Raw genomic sequence first — 16015 nt, 5'->3', positions numbered from 1 at the left:
TAGAGCGTACTTCATGTGATACAATGAAGATGTTTATGAGAATGAGTTTATCGGGAGGTAGGTTATGGAAAAAGCAAAAGTATATTTTACGGATTTTCGCTGTAAAGTAGGTACAAATAATCTGATGAAGCTGCAGAAGCTGTGCAAGAAAGCCGGCATCGAAACGATCGACTTCGAAGGAAAATTCGTCGCCATCAAAATGCATTTCGGCGAATTGGGCTGTCTGGCATCGATTCGCCCGCAGTACGTCAAAGCCGTCGCCGACTTGGTTAAAGAATTAGGCGGCAAGCCCTTCCTGACGGACTGCAATACATTGTATCCCGGCAGCCGCAAGCATGCGTTGGAACATTTGGACTGCGCCAACCTGAACGGCTATAATACGATTACGACGGGCTGTCAGATTATCATCGGCGACGGCCTGCGCGGTACGGACGAAGTGGAAATTCCCGTCAAAAACGGCGAATATGTACAGAACGCCAAGATTGGCCGGGCTATTATGGACGCCGACGTATTTATCAGCCTGGCTCACTTTAAAGGCCATGAAATGACCGGCTTCGGCGGCGCCGTTAAAAACATCGGCATGGGCTGCGGCAGCCGCGCCGGCAAGATGGAACAGCATTCGTCGGGCAAGCCGGCTGTCAAGGCCAAGAAGTGCAAGGGCTGCCGCCGCTGCGCATCCGAATGCGGCTCCGACGCGATTACATACGAAGACAACATCGCCCATATTCACGAAGATTTGTGCAAGGGCTGCGGCCGCTGCATCGGCGCCTGCGCCTTCGACGCCATTCACACGGTGCAGTGGGACGCCAGCGAAAAACTGGATTACAAGATGGCCGAATATGCTCAGGCCGTCTGCCAGGACCGTCCGTGCTTCCATATCAACCTGGTCATGGACATTTCGCCGAACTGCGACTGCCATGGCGAAAACGATGCGCCCGTATTGCCGAATATTGGCATGTTCGCTTCCTTCGACCCTGTTGCCCTCGACCAGGCCTGCGTCGACGCCTGCTTAAAGGCCACGCCGCTGCCGAACAGCCAGCTGTCCGATAATCTGGCGAAACCCGATTGGGAATGCCACCACGACCATTTCCTCGACGTTCATCCGGATATCAACTGGGAAGCTACGCTGCGCCATGCTGAAAAAATCGGCCTTGGCGTAAGAGACTACGAATTAATTACGGTAAAATAAGCCGAAGCCTATGCGGAAGGCCCCGCCTGCATTTGTACAGGCGGGGCTTTTCGTTTATAATGAAAAGAAACGGCTTTTGAAGAATTTGTATTTATTTTATTAAAACCAATTGATTTTTCCGGGCACTCTCTATATAATGTAGTTATATATTAAAAAAATATTATGAAACCATTAATGTAAATTATAAATATATTAAAACGTACGCTGGTAGTTGACGATGCGGCATGTCGCCGACGGCGTATGACGAGAGAGCGAGGGAGTGAAGCGATGAATTGTGTAATTTGCGGGAAAGAATTTACGCCGCGGCGATCTATTCAGAAGTACTGCAGCGCCGAATGCCGGCGGTATGCCAACCGTCATGGCGTCAACGATATCCGGGCCGCCGCTCCGGCTACGGCTCCGGTAATTCGTGAATTCCGCTGTCTGAAATGCGGTACCATCGTCAGAGTACGAGATCATTCGGACGGCAGGATGAAGTTTTGCTCCCAGCATTGCGAAAAGCTGTACTGGAAACATTCGAAGAAAGTAATGGCCGTCACGGTGTACCGCAAGTTTTCCTGTCGGGAATGCGGAAAGCATGTCCTTGTTACGGACCCGCTGGACCGGCGGCGGATTTTCTGCAGCCGCGAATGCCGCATCCACTGGTTCGGCAAGCACAACGCGGAGAAGAGAGCTAAGATGGCTGCAGCTCATGCAGGGGGCGATGTACATGCCGGACAGATGCTGTAGGAAAAAAAGAAGGCACGCGAATCATATATAACGTTCGCGTGCCTTTTTTTGTTTGTCTTATTTATGGCGGGACAAGTCTACTTCGTCCAGCGGAATAATATTCGTATGGTGTTTTACCTTGTGATACAGGTATACGGCGAGGAAGACGGGAATGCCGATGTAGGCGACACTGGCGCCGTACCAGTCAATTTCTGCTCCCGTAAAGGCCGAGTAGTTCTGACCGGCCGTAACGATGATGCACATGAGCAGGGCCAGCAGGGGGCCGAAGGGGAAGAAGGTTGCTCTGTAGGGCAATTCCTTTAAATCCTTGCCTTGGGCCACGTAGGCGCGGCGGAAGCGGTAATGGCAAATAGCGATGCCGATCCAGGTAATAAAGCCGGCCATGCCGCTGATGTTGACGAGCCAGTCGTAGGCCTTGCCTTCGCCGATGAGCGACGTAAGGAAGGCTGCCAGGCCAAAGATAACCGTTGCGAACAGCGCATACGACGGAACGCCGCGCTTATTCAGCTTGAGGAAACATTTTGGTGCCTGGCCGGTCTGGGCCATGGCGTAGAGCATACGCGTCGAGACGTACAGGCCGGAGTTGCCGGCAGATAATACGGCTGTTAAAATAACAGCGTTCATAATCGAGGCGGCGGCAGCCAGGCCGAAGCGTTCAAATACCAGCGTAAAGGGGCTGATAGAAATATTTTCTACGCTCGAATTGAGAAGATTCGGGTCCGTATAGGGAATGAGGAACCCAATGACGACGAAGGCTCCTAAATAGAATAACAAAATACGCCAGAAAATAGAGTGAACGGCACGGGGAACGTTTTTTTCCGGATTTTCACTTTCGCCGGCAGCGATACCGATCATTTCCGTTCCCTGGAAGGAGAAGCCGGCAACCATGAAGATGCTCAGCATGGCGGTAAATCCGCCGACGAAGGGCGCATCGCCGACCGTCCAGTTTACGAATCCCGGCGACGGCTCGGGCCCGAGTCCCAGAATGAGGAAGGCGCCGGCGCAGAGGAAAATTAATACTGTCAGAACTTTGATACCAGCAAAGATAAATTCGCTTTCACCGTACGAGCGGGTCGAAAGATAATTAAGGACAAATAAGATAATCAGGAAAATGCCGCTCCATACAGCTGCCGGGACATCGGGAAACCAGTATTTCATAATCAGGGCGCCGGCAACCAGTTCGGCTGCGACGGTAATAGCCCAGTTGAACCAATAGTTCCAACCCAAGGCGAAGCCTAGGGATTTATCGACGTAGCGGTTGGCATACGTTTCAAAGGAGCCGCTGACCGGCAGGTATGCTGCCATTTCCCCTAAGCTGGTCATGAGGAAATATACCATGACGCCGATGAGGGAATAGGCAACGAGGGCACCGCCCGGACCGGCTGTGCTGACGGTCTCGCCGCCGGCGACAAACAGGCCTGTGCCGATAGCGCCGCCGATGGCGATCATATTCAGATGGCGGGCTTTTAAGCTACGGCGCAGCTGTTGTTGTTCTTCTTTCATTCAATCACAACCTTTTTTATAGTATTACTATAGTAAAAAAAAACTTACCTGTATATTATAGCGAATGTTTTTCTTGTTGACAATTAAAGGTTTCATCAGGGTTTATACCAAATTTGAAAATAAAATACGCTGGAGCAGGCATTTAACGCAATGTCCTGGACAATTCGTCAACCGTATGTTTCAACAGGACAATATGCGATTTTTTATGCGTTTTCATGCGCGTCGTCGGGCCGGAAATGCTGATGGAGGCGACAGCTCGTCCTGTTGCGTCGACGATAGGGACGGCAAAACAGGTCAGGCCGAGTTCGCTTTCTTCGTTGTCGCAGGCGTAGCCCTCTCTTTTTACCTGGTCGAGAAGGTGGAGGAGCTCGCCGGCATCGCCGAGAGACGCAGGGGTCAGCTTTTGGAAGCTGACTCTTTTTATATATTCTCGTATGACCTGGTCGGACTGAAATCCTAAAATCGCCTTGCCCGATGCCGTGTGGTGAGCGAGCTGACGATAGCCCAGGGCCGTTTCCATTTTCAGCTGCGACGTGCCTAAGGCGCGGTCGATGAACATGATGTGAATGCCATCGTCGACGATGCCTAAATGGCTCGTTTCTCCCGTCTGCCGGGCGATGTCCTGCAGGTAGGGGTGGATGAGGGCGGCCAGCTCCATGCGGTTATAGGCCAGCATGCCTAGGGAAAACATGTTGAGGCCCAGACGATAGGTGGCGTGGTCGGTCTTCGATAAAAAGCCGCGGTTTTCCAAGGTGACCATGAAACGGAACACCGTGCTGCGGCTGAGGCCCAGCAGCTTGGCCGCGTCGTTTACGCTGAGTTCTTCATAGTCGAAGAAGAGATTTAGGAGAGACAGCGTATTGTCTACAGAGGTGAGTATATATTTTTCTTTATTCGAGGCGTCTTCTTTCATATACAGTATCCTTTGCGGGGTTAGTTTTTTGTGTACAATGTATAAATCATTTTTATTATAGCATACTCACCGTAAGAGACCTATAGATATGACGCGGGCACATCATAAAGAGGCGGAAAATATCGCTTTCTCATATATCATATTTTTCATTGACACATAACTTTAATCATTCTAATATAGAAATATAAAGTTCACATAAAGAAACTAAAGTATCTTTATATGAATAAGCGAGGAGATGAAACTATGAAGGAAATTCGTTTGCAGGGCCGCGGCGGCCAGGGCGTGGTCAAAGCGTCGCAGCTCGTCGTGGAAGCGGCCGTAGCCGAAGGGCTGTACGGACAGGCTATTCCCTTTTTCGGCGTAGAACGGAAGGGATCGCCTGTATTTGGATATCTGCGCTTGTCTCACAGTCCGATTCGCCGCCGTATGCAGGTCTATGAGCCGGATATCTTGATTATATTTGACGATTCCCTCGTGTCGGCGCCGGAGACCTTCGACGGCTTGAAAGCAGGCGGTATGGTGATTCTCAATACGACTAAAACACGGGAAGAGCTGCCCCTTCCGCCTCAGGCCGGCAGCGTATGGCTCGTCGACGCCGCGGGAATTTCGGAAGGCCTGTTAGGCCGCAACATGCCGAATACGGCCATGCTCGGCGCTTTTGCCAAGGCGACAGGCTTGGTGGATAAGGATACGCTGTTGGATAAGATTGAGCATACCTTTGGCGCAGAGAATAAGGAAGCAGCTGTCCGGGCTTACGACAGCGCTGCGGAATACAAGTAAGGGGGAGAAACTATGAGCGAACGCCAGCATATTACGCCAGTCGGCGATACGGGGATGTACATTTTGGATACGGCGTCGTGGCGCGTATTCCGCCCGGTCATGGATAAGGAACAATGCGTGGAATGCGGCATGTGCCTGACGTACTGTCCGGTGAACGCCATCGTCGGCCGTGAAGATAATACGTACGAAATTACCTATGACTACTGCAAGGGATGCGGCATCTGCGCCCAGGAATGCCCGCGCGGGGCGATTGAGATGGTACCGGAAGGAGGCTGCTAGACGATGAGCAGAAAGGTAGTATTGACGGGGAACGACGCGGCGGCGGAAGCGGCGGCCTTGTGCCGTCCCGATTTGGTAGCGGCCTATCCGATTACGCCGCAGTCGAAGGTAGTCGAACATTTAGCCGCGATGATATACGACGGCAGGTTGGATTCGACGATGATTCAGGTAGAAAGCGAGCACTCGGCCATGAGCGCCGTCCAAGGCGCGTCTGCCGGAGGGGGACGGGTCTTTACGGCTACGAGCGCCCAGGGGCTGGCCCTGATGTTTGAACCCTACATACGGCAGGCTACGCTGCGCCTGCCCATGGTCATGGCTCTGGCGACGCGGGAAATGACGTCGCCTGAAACGGTGTGGAGCGGACAGCAGGACGCCATGTCCGTCCGCGAGGCTGGCTGGATGCAGGTATTCTGCGAGAGCAATCAGGAAATCATCGACATGATCATTCAGGGCTACATGCTGGCCGAAGATCCGCGGGTCTTATTGCCTATCAACGTGTGCTACGACGGCTTTTACAGCTCCCATCTGACGGAGGGTGCGGAATTGCCTGATCAGGAAGACGTCGATGCATTCCTGCCTCATTACAGCGCAGATTGGAATCCTATTTTAAATCCCGATAAGCCTCTGGCTCTGGACCCGCTGACGGCGGGCCCGCTGCTGATGAAATACAGAAAGAGCCATTTGGACGCAATGGAACGGGCCCTAGCCGTACTGGAAGAGGTAGACGCGAAATTCGCCGCCGCCTTCGGCCGGTCTTACGGCGGCGCGATTGAAGAATACCGCCTCGACGACGCCGACGTCGTTTTGATTACCATTGCCGGCATGAGCGGCACAGCGAAGGACGCCGTTGACATAGCCCGTGAAAAGGGCGTCAAAGCCGGCCTCATCCGCCTGCGCTTCACGCGGCCCTTCCCGGGAAACCGCATTGCCAAGGCTCTTCTGGGCAAGAAGGCCTTCTGCGTCCTCGATAGAAGCGTATCCTTCGGCTGGAGCCAGGGGCCGATGCATGTGGAAGTCAAGGCGGCCCTTGCCGACCAGGGGGCGTCGTACTGTCATTTTTCGGCTATCGGCGGCTTAGGCGGCGCCGATATTTCATTGACGGAAATTTCAGGACTTATAGATGAATTAGAAACCCATAAAGATGAAAAAGGCGAACGGCCCGTCAAGTGGCTGCTGAAGGATTGAGGAGGGAATCGTATGAACTATGTATCATTGCTGAAGGACGCGCCCGATCAGATTACGCCGGGCATGTCGGCCTGTCAGGGCTGCGGCGGCGAATTGATCCTGCGGCGGGTCATGCAGGTCGCCGGAAAGAATACTATTGTGGCGATTCCGCCGGGATGCTTGGCCGGCGCCGGCGTCGTCGGCTGGAACTATGCCAACGGGCAGAAAACGCCGGTTCACATTACCCTTCTGGACAACACGGCGGCCTTTTTAAGCGGCTTGTCGCGCATGTACGAACGGAAGGGACGAAGTGATGTCAACATCGTCGCCGTCGCAGGAGACGGCGCGACAGCTGACTGCGGCTTTCAGAGCTTGTCGGCCGCAGCAGAGCGCGGCGAAAAGATGCTGTATATCTGCTACGACAACGAAGGCTATATGAACACGGGGTATCAGCGCAGCTCGACGACGACGCTGGGGTCCCGCACGTCGACGACGCCTCTGGGCAGCAAAATCAGCGGCAAGGAACAGCAGCAGAAGTATGTGCCCCTCATCATGGCTATGCATCAGATCGAATACTGTGCTACGGCCTCGCCGTCCCATATGAAGGACATGGTGGAAAAAATCCAGAAGGGGTTGGCGGCCAGCAAGAAGGGCTTCGCGTACCTGCATGTTTTCTCGCCCTGCCCGACGGGCTGGGGCTATGGTAGCCACATGAGTATTACGATGGCTCGCCGGGCTGTAGAGTCCAATCTGTTTCCTCTGTGGGAAATGGCCGAAGGCAAGCTGACCGTAAACGTCAAGCCGGCCAATCCCCTGCCCGTAGCCGACTTTGTCGAAGCCATCGGCAAGTTCAAGGCACTCAGCGACGAAGCGATTGCGGCAATTCAGCAGCGGACAGATCAGAGGTTTCAGCTGCTGCTGACGTTAGCCGGAAATGAATAGAGATGCGTCATAACGTATGTTACCTGCCTGAGGCGGCACTGCGCTGCTTCAGGTTTTTTCCTGCCTATTTCTGCCTAGCCAGGGTATGACATATATCGTATAATAAGTACATATGTACCATCTTATTTTCGTAGAAGGAGACACCTATGAATTTGGAAGAATGCCGGAAGGAAATTGACAGGCTGGACAAAGAGCTGACGAATTTGCTGGAGCAGCGCATGCAGGTAGTGGCGAAGGTAGCCGCATATAAAAAAGAAAATCATATGGAAATATTCGACCCGCGGCGGGAGCGGCAGGTCCTCGACAAGATTGCCGCTATGGCGCAGTATAAGGAATTGGCTCCGTACTTGCAGAAGATCTATCAATGCATTATGGACGAAAGCAAAAACTATGAACGGGAGTATATGAAGTTATAAATATGGCAGATATGGAAACGGTGCAGGGGGCGGTAGAACGCGTTTTGTTTGAGGCCCCCGATTCGGATTATATAGTCTTCCGCATTCGGCGCGAAGACGACGAGTCCCTGCTGACGGTTACGGGAAACGGCCCGAAGCCGCTGGTTGGAGACCGCATAGAAATCATGGGCCGGTGGACCCAGCATAAAAAGTATGGCCGCCAAATGGCGGCGTCGGCGTGGAAGCGCCTCATTCCCGATACGGCCGACGGCATCGAGCGGTTTTTGGCGTCGGGCGCCGTCAAGGGCATCGGGCCGTCTCTGGCTCGCCGTATCGTATCGGCCTTCGGCAGCCAGACGATGGCCGTCCTGGAAAAGGAACCAAAACGCCTGCTGGAAATCGAAGGCATCGGCGCGAAAAAGCTGGCCGTCATTACGGAATCGTTTTATGAAGAAAAGCAGGTCAACGACCTGGCCTTGGATTTGGAGACCCACGGCGTGTCGGGGCGCTATGCGGCGCGGCTCGTGCAGAAATACGGCGAAGAAGCCCTGTATGTGCTGACAGAGGAGCCGTACCGCATGATTGCCGAAATAGACGGCATCGGCTTTAAAACGGCCGACCAGATTGCCTTGGCGTACGGCATGGACCCGCAGTCGCCGGAGCGGCTGGCGGCGGGCTTGACGTATGTCCTGCAGGACATGACGCAGAACGGCCACGTATGTATTCCTGATAGGGAGCTCGTCTACCGGGCGTCCCTCATCTTGCGGGCGGAACAGCTGATGCTGCGGGATGTGCTGACTGAAGCGCTCGCCATGGGGCAGCTTTGTGCCGATGATTACGGCGGAGAGACCTATGTGTATACGCTGCAGGCCTATGAAGAAGAACGGGGCGTTGCCGAGCGGATCCGGGAAATGGCCGCGTATACGCCGCCTAAGCCGCGAAGGCATGTGGAATTGTTTTTAGACCGCTGGCAGGAGTCGTGTCAGTTCCAGCTGGCCGAGGGGCAGCGCGAAGCCGTATCCCAATCCCTGCAGTCGGGGATGCTGGTCATTACCGGCGGCCCGGGGACCGGCAAGACAACGGTCGTGCAGGCGATTATCCGCCTGGCCGAGCAGGAAGGGCTGCGCATCGTCTTGTGCGCGCCTACGGGGCGGGCGGCGAAGCGCCTGGCCGAAACGACGGAGCGCAAGGCTAAGACGATTCACCGCCTTCTCGTGCCGGAAGGCTTTGCCGGCGGCCGACAGGTCTTCGAATACAACGAAACGAAGCAGCTGCCCGCCGATTTGGTCATCGTCGACGAAGTTTCCATGCTGGATATGGAAATGCTGTATCACTTGCTGCAGGCACTGAGCCCGCACTGCCGGTGCATCCTCGTCGGCGACGCCGATCAGCTGCCGTCGGTCGGAGCCGGCGCCGTCCTTCACGATATTATTCAGTCCGAAATACTCCCCGTCGTGCGGCTGCAGACGATTTTCCGCCAAAAAGAAGGGGGCCGCATCGTGACGAACGCCCATCTCATCAACGGCGGCCGCCTGCCCGTAGTCAATGAAGACGAGGAATTCCGCTTTGTGGAAATTGAACGGGAAGAGCAGGGAGCGGACGTGATCTGCCGGCTGTACGCGGCAGAAACGGCGGAGGCCGGCGACAAGTTCGCCGTACAGGTGCTGTCGCCGATGTATAAAAATCCCTGCGGCGTCGACAACTTAAACGCCGTCATCCAGTCCGCCGTCAACGGGCCCCAAAAAGGAAAAGGCGAGCATAAGGCGGGAAAGGTGACCTTCCGTACAGGCGATAAGGTCATGCAGAAGCAGAACAACTATGACAAGGGCGTATTTAACGGCGACATCGGCGAGATTTTTGCCGTGCAGGACGACATCGTGTACGTGCGCTATCCGGAGCAGGACGTCAAGTACGAAGGGCAGGAAATCGATGAAATTACCCTGGCCTATGCTATAACGGTTCATAAGAGCCAGGGGAGCGAGTACCATACGGTTATCATGACGCTCGTCAACAGCCATGGCATCATGCTGCAGCGGAACCTGCTGTATACAGCGGTTACGAGGGCCAAGGGCAAGGTTATCCTCGTCGGTACGAAAGCGGCCCTGCGCACGGCCGTTCAAAACGTGCGGACGAGCCGGCGCTTTACCTTGCTGGCTCAGCGGCTGAGGGAGGAAGAAATATGCTGAAGGAATGGCTGCTGAACCTGTTGTATCCGCCGCGCTGTCCTGGCTGCGGCGCTGCCGTAAGCCGTCATGGCCAGTGGTGTTCTTCCTGTTTTGGGGCAGTCTGGCGTCCGCGCCGGCTCGCGCGGAAACGGGAAAGCCGCCTGACAGCCTGTTACTGCCTGTGCGATTACCGCGGGCCTGTCCGGACGATGCTGCAGCGGCTTAAATATGACGGAGCCGTGCGCTACGAGCGGGCTGCGGAGGCACTGCTGACGCAATTTCCCTGGCCGGAGCGGCTGGGGCATATCGACTGCGTCGTGCCGGTGCCCCTGGCTCCGGAAAAAGAGCGCAAGCGGGGATTCAACCAGTCGGAAGTATTGTTCCGCTCCTGGGCGGAACGGCGCTGGCCATGGAAAGACGGCCTGCAGCGCGTCCGTTCGACTCAGGCCCAGTGGCATCTGGACAAGGCGGACCGCGCTGACAACGTAAAACGAGCCTTTGAAGTCAAAGGCTCGTTTGAGGTACGGGGAAAGCATATTCTGTTGGTCGACGACATTTATACGACGGGAACGACGATGGAAGCCTGCGCTTACGCGCTGCACAAAAAAGGCGCTGCCAGCGTGACGGGATTCGTCGTTGCCAGCGGCGCCTTATAATTGACCTAACGTTTCGATAAATGCCTTGACGACTTCCGGGTCGAAGAGGATGCCTGAAGCGCTGAACATTTCGCGGACGGCCTGCTGCTTCGTCTTGGCCCAGAGCTCTGTCGACGGGTTGATGATGCGGTCGTAGTAGTCTGCGACGGCGATGATGCGGGCGCCGAAGGGAATATTGGCCCCGCGCAGGTGCTTGGGAAATCCCGAGCCGTCCCACCGTTCGTGGTGATAGCGGATATACGGCACGATATCCTGGCAGCAGGGAATGTTTTCCAGCATGTTGCCGCTTGCCGCGGCGTGGCGCTTGTACTGGGCATTTTCCCGGCGGTTGAGATAGGGGATTTTTGCCAGCAGCGTATTGGAAACGAAGAGAAGGCCGACGTCGTGCAGAAGGGCTGCGTGCTTGATCTGCTCAATTTCACTTTTGGGAAGAGCCAGCTTGGCGGCGATGCTGACGCTGTAGTTGGCAACCTGGAGGGAGTGCATATACAGCCGTTGGTTCTTCAGTTGTATGAATTTGAGCAGCTCCGCCGTAATCGTGTCGAGGGAATTCATTTCCTCCATCCCGATGCCGGCGGCCTGTTTCAGCGATACCATGTACATGACGGACAAAACCTTTCTTCAATACTATATTACTTCTTTTTTATGCGCCGGGAACGGCGCATTTTTTGCGGATGGCGCAGGATATTAAACATCCTGGCGCTCGTTTTTTTGATGCGGGAGCCCGTGTTCTTCATGCGGCGGACCGTCGTAATCTTCGATTTGCGGGCAGGCCGCATGTCGCGGAGCGAGCCGAAGTCGCCGCGGCGGATGCTCGTAGCTTTGATGCGGTCGGAGCCTAAGATGACCTTCAGCGTGCTCATGACGTGGCTGGCGTTGAGGTCGTTGTTGAAGCTGTAAATGTCGACGGCGACGTAAGCCAGCTGGGGATAAATGTGGATGCAGAGATGGGCGTTTTTCGACACGCCGATACAGACGAGCTCCTCCGCGTCGTCATGGTACAACGTGATGCCCTCGATAGGCGCGCCGACAGGCTCGAAGGCCTTTTTTACCAGATTCTGCAGTTCGTCGTTCGTCGTCAGTTCTGCCTTGCAGTTGTAAAAGTCTATCAGTAAATGTTTTCCTAATGTATTAGCCATGAATTTCCACCCGTTAGTTTAGTACAGCTCATTATATACTGTTTTTTCCGCCTTGTAAACGCAGTTTTCCAAATGGAAATAAGGACGGAGATACTATAAGTATTTTCTATTATCGTAAAATATACGTAAAAATGCGACCTCCGAAGCTATCGGGCAAGAGATGCCTATGGTTAACATATCAAAATGTCATAAAACTATGCTGAATATGCCTTCTGTTTTACGGCAAAAGAAATATCATTCATTGTCTTGTCAGCTGTAAATGCTTGATGCTATAATAGCAGGTAAACGATGAAGAGAAAGGGGATTGCAATGGAATTGATTGAAAAGGAAATTGCCCGGCTGAAAGAGGAGCGACGCGCCGTCATATTGGCTCACTACTACGTGCCCGACGACGTACAGCGCGTCGCCGATTACGTCGGCGATTCTTTTTACTTGAGCAAGAAGGCAAAAGAGACTGACGCCCAGACGATCGTGTTCGCCGGCGTACGTTTCATGGGAGAAAGCGCAAAAATCCTCAATCCGCAGAAACGGGTCCTCATGCCGGACAGCACGGCCGATTGCCCTATGGCGCACATGGTCACGGCGAAGGCCGTAGAAGACATGCGCCGGCAGTACGACGACCTGGCTGTCGTATGCTACGTGAACTCCACGGCGGAGATTAAGACGCACAGCGACGTGTGCGTTACGTCGTCCAATGCGGTGCACATCGTCAAAAAGCTGCCGCAGCGCAATATATTCTTTATTCCCGATAAAAACCTGGGGCATTACGTGAGCACGCAGGTTCCGGAAAAGCATATCCTGTGCAATGACGGCTACTGTCCCCGGCACAACGGCGTCCGCCCGGACGTCGTACGGGCCTGCAAGGAACAGCATCCCAAGGCCCTGTTTTTGGTTCATCCCGAATGCCCGGAAGAAGTTTTGGCCTTAGCTGATTACATCGGCAGTACGGCCGGCATTATCGAGTATGCCGGAAAAGCCGGAGCCGACGAATTCATTATCGGGACCGAGGACGGCGTTATGTACGAATTGACGAAGCGGTATCCGGAAAAGACGTTTTATTCCGTCATGGAAGGCCGGGTCTGCGAAGATATGAAGAAAGTGACGCTGGAAAAGGTACTGCAGTGCCTGCGCGACGGGACGGGAGAAATTACCGTGTCCGACGAAGTGCGGGAAAAAGCGCTTCGTTCGCTGGACCGTATGCTGGAATTAGCTGAATAAGGCGATTTGATAAAGAGGGAATAGGTATGAAGATAATAAATACGGACGTGCTGATCGTAGGGACCGGCGCCAGCGGGCTCTTTGCGGCGCTCCACCTGCCGACGGACAAGCAGGTGCTGATGATTACGAAAGACCAGACAGAAAACAGCGATTCCTATTTGGCTCAGGGCGGCATCTGCGTGCTGCGCGACGAAGACGATTATGACAGCTTCATGGAAGATACGCTGAAAGCCGGCCATTATGAAAACCGGCGCGAGTCTGTCGACATCATGATTCGTTCCTCGCGCAGCGTCATCGACCAGCTTATCCGCTGGGGCGTGGATTTCGCCATGAAGGACGGGCAGCTGGATTACACACGGGAAGGATGTCATTCCAAAGCGCGGATTCTTTACCATGAAGACGTGACGGGGAAAGAAATTACCAGCAAGCTGCTGGCCGCCGTGCGCGGCCTGCCGAATGTGACGATTCTGGAATATACGACGATGATCGATTTGGTAGCCAAGGATAACCGGTGTCTCGGCATTATCGCCCGGGATGAAGCAGGCGGATACATGGCCATTGAAGCTGCCAAGACGATATTAGCCAGCGGCGGCGTAGGCGGATTGTACGAAAGGTCTACGAATTTTCCCCACCTGACGGGCGACGCCATTGCCATTGCCCGCCGGCACGGCATCGCTCTGGAGCATATCGACTACGTGCAGATTCACCCGACGTCGCTGTATACGACTCATCCCGGCCGAAGCTTTTTGATTTCCGAATCTGTCCGCGGCGAGGGGGCCAGGCTGTACGGCAAGGACGGCCGGCGGTTTGCCAGCGAGGTGCTGCCCCGCGACGTGATGACGGCGGAAATCCGCAAGCAAATGGCCAAAGACGGCATGCCCTACGTATGGCTGGACATGACGGTCCTCGGAAAAGACACGATTTTCCGCCATTTCCCCAATATCTATCAGAAATGCCTGGAAGAGGGCTTCGACGTAACGAAGGACTGGATTCCCGTCGTACCGGCCCAGCATTACTTCATGGGCGGCATCCACGTCGACTCTTTCAGCAAGACGACGATGGACGGATTATACGCCGTTGGTGAAACGAGCTGCAACGGCGTGCATGGTAAAAACCGCCTGGCCAGCAACTCACTGCTGGAAAGCCTGGTCTTTGCCGAACGGGCGGCCGGGCAGGTCAGCCAGCAGATACGGCGTCCGGCGGCGCGTCCAGAGGGAGAATTTGAATGGCTCGGCGAACGGGCTGTTCAGGCGCTGAAAAAGGAAGAACGTACGCTGGCGGCGCAGTATAAGGCCGAAGTATTACAAGAAATGGAACGGGAGCGGAGCGCACAATGAACGAACTGAATTCGATTACGATGAAGCTGCATGTAGATCCGATATTGATGATGGCACTGCAGGAAGATATCAGCAGTGAGGACGTGTCGACGAACGCCGTCATGCCCGAAGCCTGCCTGGGCGAAGTAGAGCTGCTCAGCAAGGCCGACGGCGTCATCGCTGGCTTGCCGGTCTTTGCCAGAGTGTTTACGCTGCTGGATGAAGAGACGGACTTTACCTTTTATGTCAAAGACGGCGATAGGGTGTCCAAGGGGCAGAAGCTGGCCGTCATCCGCGGCGATATCCGGGCGCTGCTGTCGGGCGAACGGGTGGCGCTCAACTACCTGCAGCGCCTGAGCGGCGTGGCTACGTACACAAACCGGGTCGTCAAGCTGCTGGAAGGAAGCGGTATTAAGCTCCTCGACACGCGCAAGACGACGCCGAATATGCGGCTTTTGGAAAAATACGCCGTTACCGTCGGCGGCGGCTGCAACCACCGCTACAATTTGTCCGACGGCATTTTGCTGAAGGACAATCACATCGGCGCGGCCGGTTCGGTGGCGAAAGCCGTCGCCATGGCCAAGGCCTACGCACCCTTCGTCCGCAAGATAGAAGTGGAAACGGAAACCCTCGACATGGTGCGCGAAGCCGTCGAAGCCGGCGCCGATATTATCATGTTCGACAACATGACGCACGATATGATGAAGGAAGCTGTGGCTATCATCGACGGCCGGGCGGAAACGGAATGCTCGGGCAACGTAACAGAAGAAAACATCAGCAAGCTGAAGGATGTAGGAGTAGATTATATTTCCAGCGGAGCCTTGACCCATTCTGCGCCGATTTTGGATTTGTCCTTAAAGCATCTTCATCGCCTGTAATTTCATTTGCATAGTAAAACAGCGTCTCGGCGAAAGGAGCGGAGACGCTGTTTTTGTGTGCCGGCCTATTTTCTCTTATCGGCATTCCAATCCAGTATAATGCCCGTGTCCGGGTCGATTTCAAATTCGTAATACATCGTGCCGGTGAAAAGCCGTCCTTCATAGCGCGGCGCACCGTCGTCGGACTCGCGCCAGATCTGCACGTCCTGCGGCGATGCGCCGGGCACCTTGGATAAGACGATGTCTTTCGCTTCGTCCATGGAAACGGGATGCCTGTCCTGACGGCGGGCCCATTCGTCCTTGACTTCGTAATCGGAGCCGACGATGTCTCCGCTGTGCATGTCGATTTCAAAATCGTAGTCGCCGTAATCCGTTTCAAATTCCACGTCGTATACGGGAATGGCGGCGTCCCTGTCGCGGTCTATTTTTACATTGTACGCCTGATTCGCAGAAACGCCGGCATGATCCAAGGCGATGGACAGGGCGTCATCGGCGCTGATGTCGGCGGCGCGCTGCTGCGATGCGGGAACTGGCTGCGCTGTCGGCTTTGCCGCTGCAGATTCCGCCGTCTGGCCGCAGCCGCTCAGGGAGAGCAGGGCGGCCAAGGCCAGGAGACAGCAGGCAATAGTGCTTCGATTCATGATCATTCCTCCTCGTCAAAATATACTTTTATTATAGCTCCATAGGGAAAAAAGACAATGCGTTTACAGCAAAAGGCCGCAGCATCGGTTAGGGTGCTGCGGCCTTTC

At 54.7% G+C, this 16015-nt stretch carries 17 protein-coding genes; 12 read left to right on the top strand and 5 right to left on the bottom strand.

Annotation, left to right across the window (positions count from 1 at the left end; translation table 11 throughout):
• Positions 1-64: 64 nt before the first annotated feature.
• Together OCV58_RS06810 and OCV58_RS06805 are read left to right on the top strand one after the other, a co-directional pair.
• Positions 65-1189 (top strand): DUF362 domain-containing protein, encoded by a 1125-nt coding sequence (locus tag OCV58_RS06810; protein ID WP_095630373.1) that lies wholly within the window; start codon positions 65-67, stop codon positions 1187-1189.
• Positions 1190-1456: 267 nt separating this feature from the next.
• Positions 1457-1918, top strand: a complete 462-nt coding sequence (locus OCV58_RS06805; RefSeq protein ID WP_154877352.1) for a hypothetical protein — start codon at positions 1457-1459, stop codon at positions 1916-1918.
• Positions 1919-1975: 57 nt separating this feature from the next.
• On the opposite strand, the gene OCV58_RS06800 is transcribed toward OCV58_RS06805, so the two are convergent.
• Together OCV58_RS06800 and OCV58_RS06795 are read right to left on the bottom strand one after the other, a co-directional pair.
• On the bottom strand, positions 1976-3421 hold the full coding sequence (locus OCV58_RS06800; protein WP_087476920.1) for an amino acid permease: 1446 nt from the start codon (positions 3419-3421) through the stop codon (positions 1976-1978).
• A 142-nt stretch (positions 3422-3563) separates the two neighbouring features.
• Positions 3564-4334 carry an IclR family transcriptional regulator gene (locus OCV58_RS06795; RefSeq protein WP_087476921.1) on the bottom strand — a complete coding sequence of 257 codons (771 nt, stop codon included), beginning with the start codon at positions 4332-4334 and terminating at the stop codon, positions 3564-3566.
• 243 nt (positions 4335-4577) lie between these two features.
• Between OCV58_RS06795 and OCV58_RS06790 the strand changes: the two genes are divergently transcribed.
• The 7 genes from OCV58_RS06790 (at position 4578) to OCV58_RS06760 (ending at position 10715) form a co-directional block, all read left to right on the top strand.
• Positions 4578-5114, top strand: a complete 537-nt coding sequence (locus OCV58_RS06790; RefSeq protein WP_157949742.1) for a 2-oxoacid:acceptor oxidoreductase family protein — start codon at positions 4578-4580, stop codon at positions 5112-5114.
• Positions 5115-5126: 12 nt separating this feature from the next.
• The gene (locus tag OCV58_RS06785; RefSeq protein ID WP_107196626.1) at positions 5127-5393 is read left to right on the top strand and encodes a 4Fe-4S binding protein; all 267 of its coding nucleotides are present in this window, start codon (positions 5127-5129) and stop codon (positions 5391-5393) included.
• A 3-nt stretch (positions 5394-5396) separates the two neighbouring features.
• Entirely contained in the window at positions 5397-6578 is a 1182-nt protein-coding gene (locus OCV58_RS06780) for a phenylglyoxylate dehydrogenase (protein WP_154877351.1), read from the top strand.
• 12 nt (positions 6579-6590) lie between these two features.
• On the top strand, positions 6591-7499 hold the full coding sequence (locus OCV58_RS06775) for a thiamine pyrophosphate-dependent enzyme (protein WP_095629938.1): 909 nt from the start codon (positions 6591-6593) through the stop codon (positions 7497-7499).
• 146 nt (positions 7500-7645) lie between these two features.
• Entirely contained in the window at positions 7646-7915 is a 270-nt protein-coding gene (locus OCV58_RS06770) for a chorismate mutase (RefSeq protein ID WP_087476926.1), read from the top strand.
• A 2-nt stretch (positions 7916-7917) separates the two neighbouring features.
• Entirely contained in the window at positions 7918-10080 is a 2163-nt protein-coding gene (gene recD2, locus OCV58_RS06765; RefSeq protein WP_154877350.1) for an SF1B family DNA helicase RecD2, read from the top strand.
• On the top strand, positions 10074-10715 hold the full coding sequence (locus tag OCV58_RS06760) for a ComF family protein (protein ID WP_154877349.1): 642 nt from the start codon (positions 10074-10076) through the stop codon (positions 10713-10715). Before recD2 ends, OCV58_RS06760 begins: the two co-directional genes overlap by 7 nt.
• Here OCV58_RS06760 and OCV58_RS06755 read toward each other — a convergent pair.
• Together OCV58_RS06755 and OCV58_RS06750 are read right to left on the bottom strand one after the other, a co-directional pair.
• On the bottom strand, positions 10710-11318 hold the full coding sequence (locus OCV58_RS06755) for an HD-GYP domain-containing protein (RefSeq protein WP_154877348.1): 609 nt from the start codon (positions 11316-11318) through the stop codon (positions 10710-10712). The two genes, OCV58_RS06760 and OCV58_RS06755, sit on opposite strands and share 6 nt — an antisense overlap.
• Before the next feature lie 29 nt (positions 11319-11347).
• Positions 11348-11854, bottom strand: coding sequence for an S-adenosylmethionine decarboxylase family protein (locus OCV58_RS06750; RefSeq protein WP_087476930.1), 507 nt, complete (start codon positions 11852-11854; stop codon positions 11348-11350).
• Between the two features lie 309 nt (positions 11855-12163).
• Between OCV58_RS06750 and nadA the strand changes: the two genes are divergently transcribed.
• Genes nadA through nadC form a run of 3 tightly spaced genes read left to right on the top strand, consistent with a single transcriptional unit; the run spans position 12164 to position 15266 of the window.
• On the top strand, positions 12164-13072 hold the full coding sequence (gene nadA / locus OCV58_RS06745) for a quinolinate synthase NadA (RefSeq protein WP_095629934.1): 909 nt from the start codon (positions 12164-12166) through the stop codon (positions 13070-13072).
• Between the two features lie 26 nt (positions 13073-13098).
• Complete coding sequence (locus OCV58_RS06740) at positions 13099-14409, top strand: L-aspartate oxidase (RefSeq protein ID WP_087476932.1); 1311 nt, start codon at positions 13099-13101, stop codon at positions 14407-14409.
• Entirely contained in the window at positions 14406-15266 is an 861-nt protein-coding gene (nadC, locus tag OCV58_RS06735; RefSeq protein ID WP_233127939.1) for a carboxylating nicotinate-nucleotide diphosphorylase, read from the top strand. Before OCV58_RS06740 ends, nadC begins: the two co-directional genes overlap by 4 nt.
• Before the next feature lie 65 nt (positions 15267-15331).
• On the opposite strand, the gene OCV58_RS06730 is transcribed toward nadC, so the two are convergent.
• Positions 15332-15907, bottom strand: a complete 576-nt coding sequence (locus tag OCV58_RS06730) for a PepSY domain-containing protein (RefSeq protein ID WP_267312829.1) — start codon at positions 15905-15907, stop codon at positions 15332-15334.
• Positions 15908-16015 lie beyond the last annotated feature (108 nt).

It is taken from the genome of Megasphaera stantonii (assembly GCF_025567065.1).
GTDB classification, from domain to species: domain Bacteria; phylum Bacillota; class Negativicutes; order Veillonellales; family Megasphaeraceae; genus Megasphaera; species Megasphaera stantonii.
The sequence above is the reverse complement of the archived record's forward strand: the minus strand, read 5'-3'. Positions and strand labels throughout refer to the sequence as shown.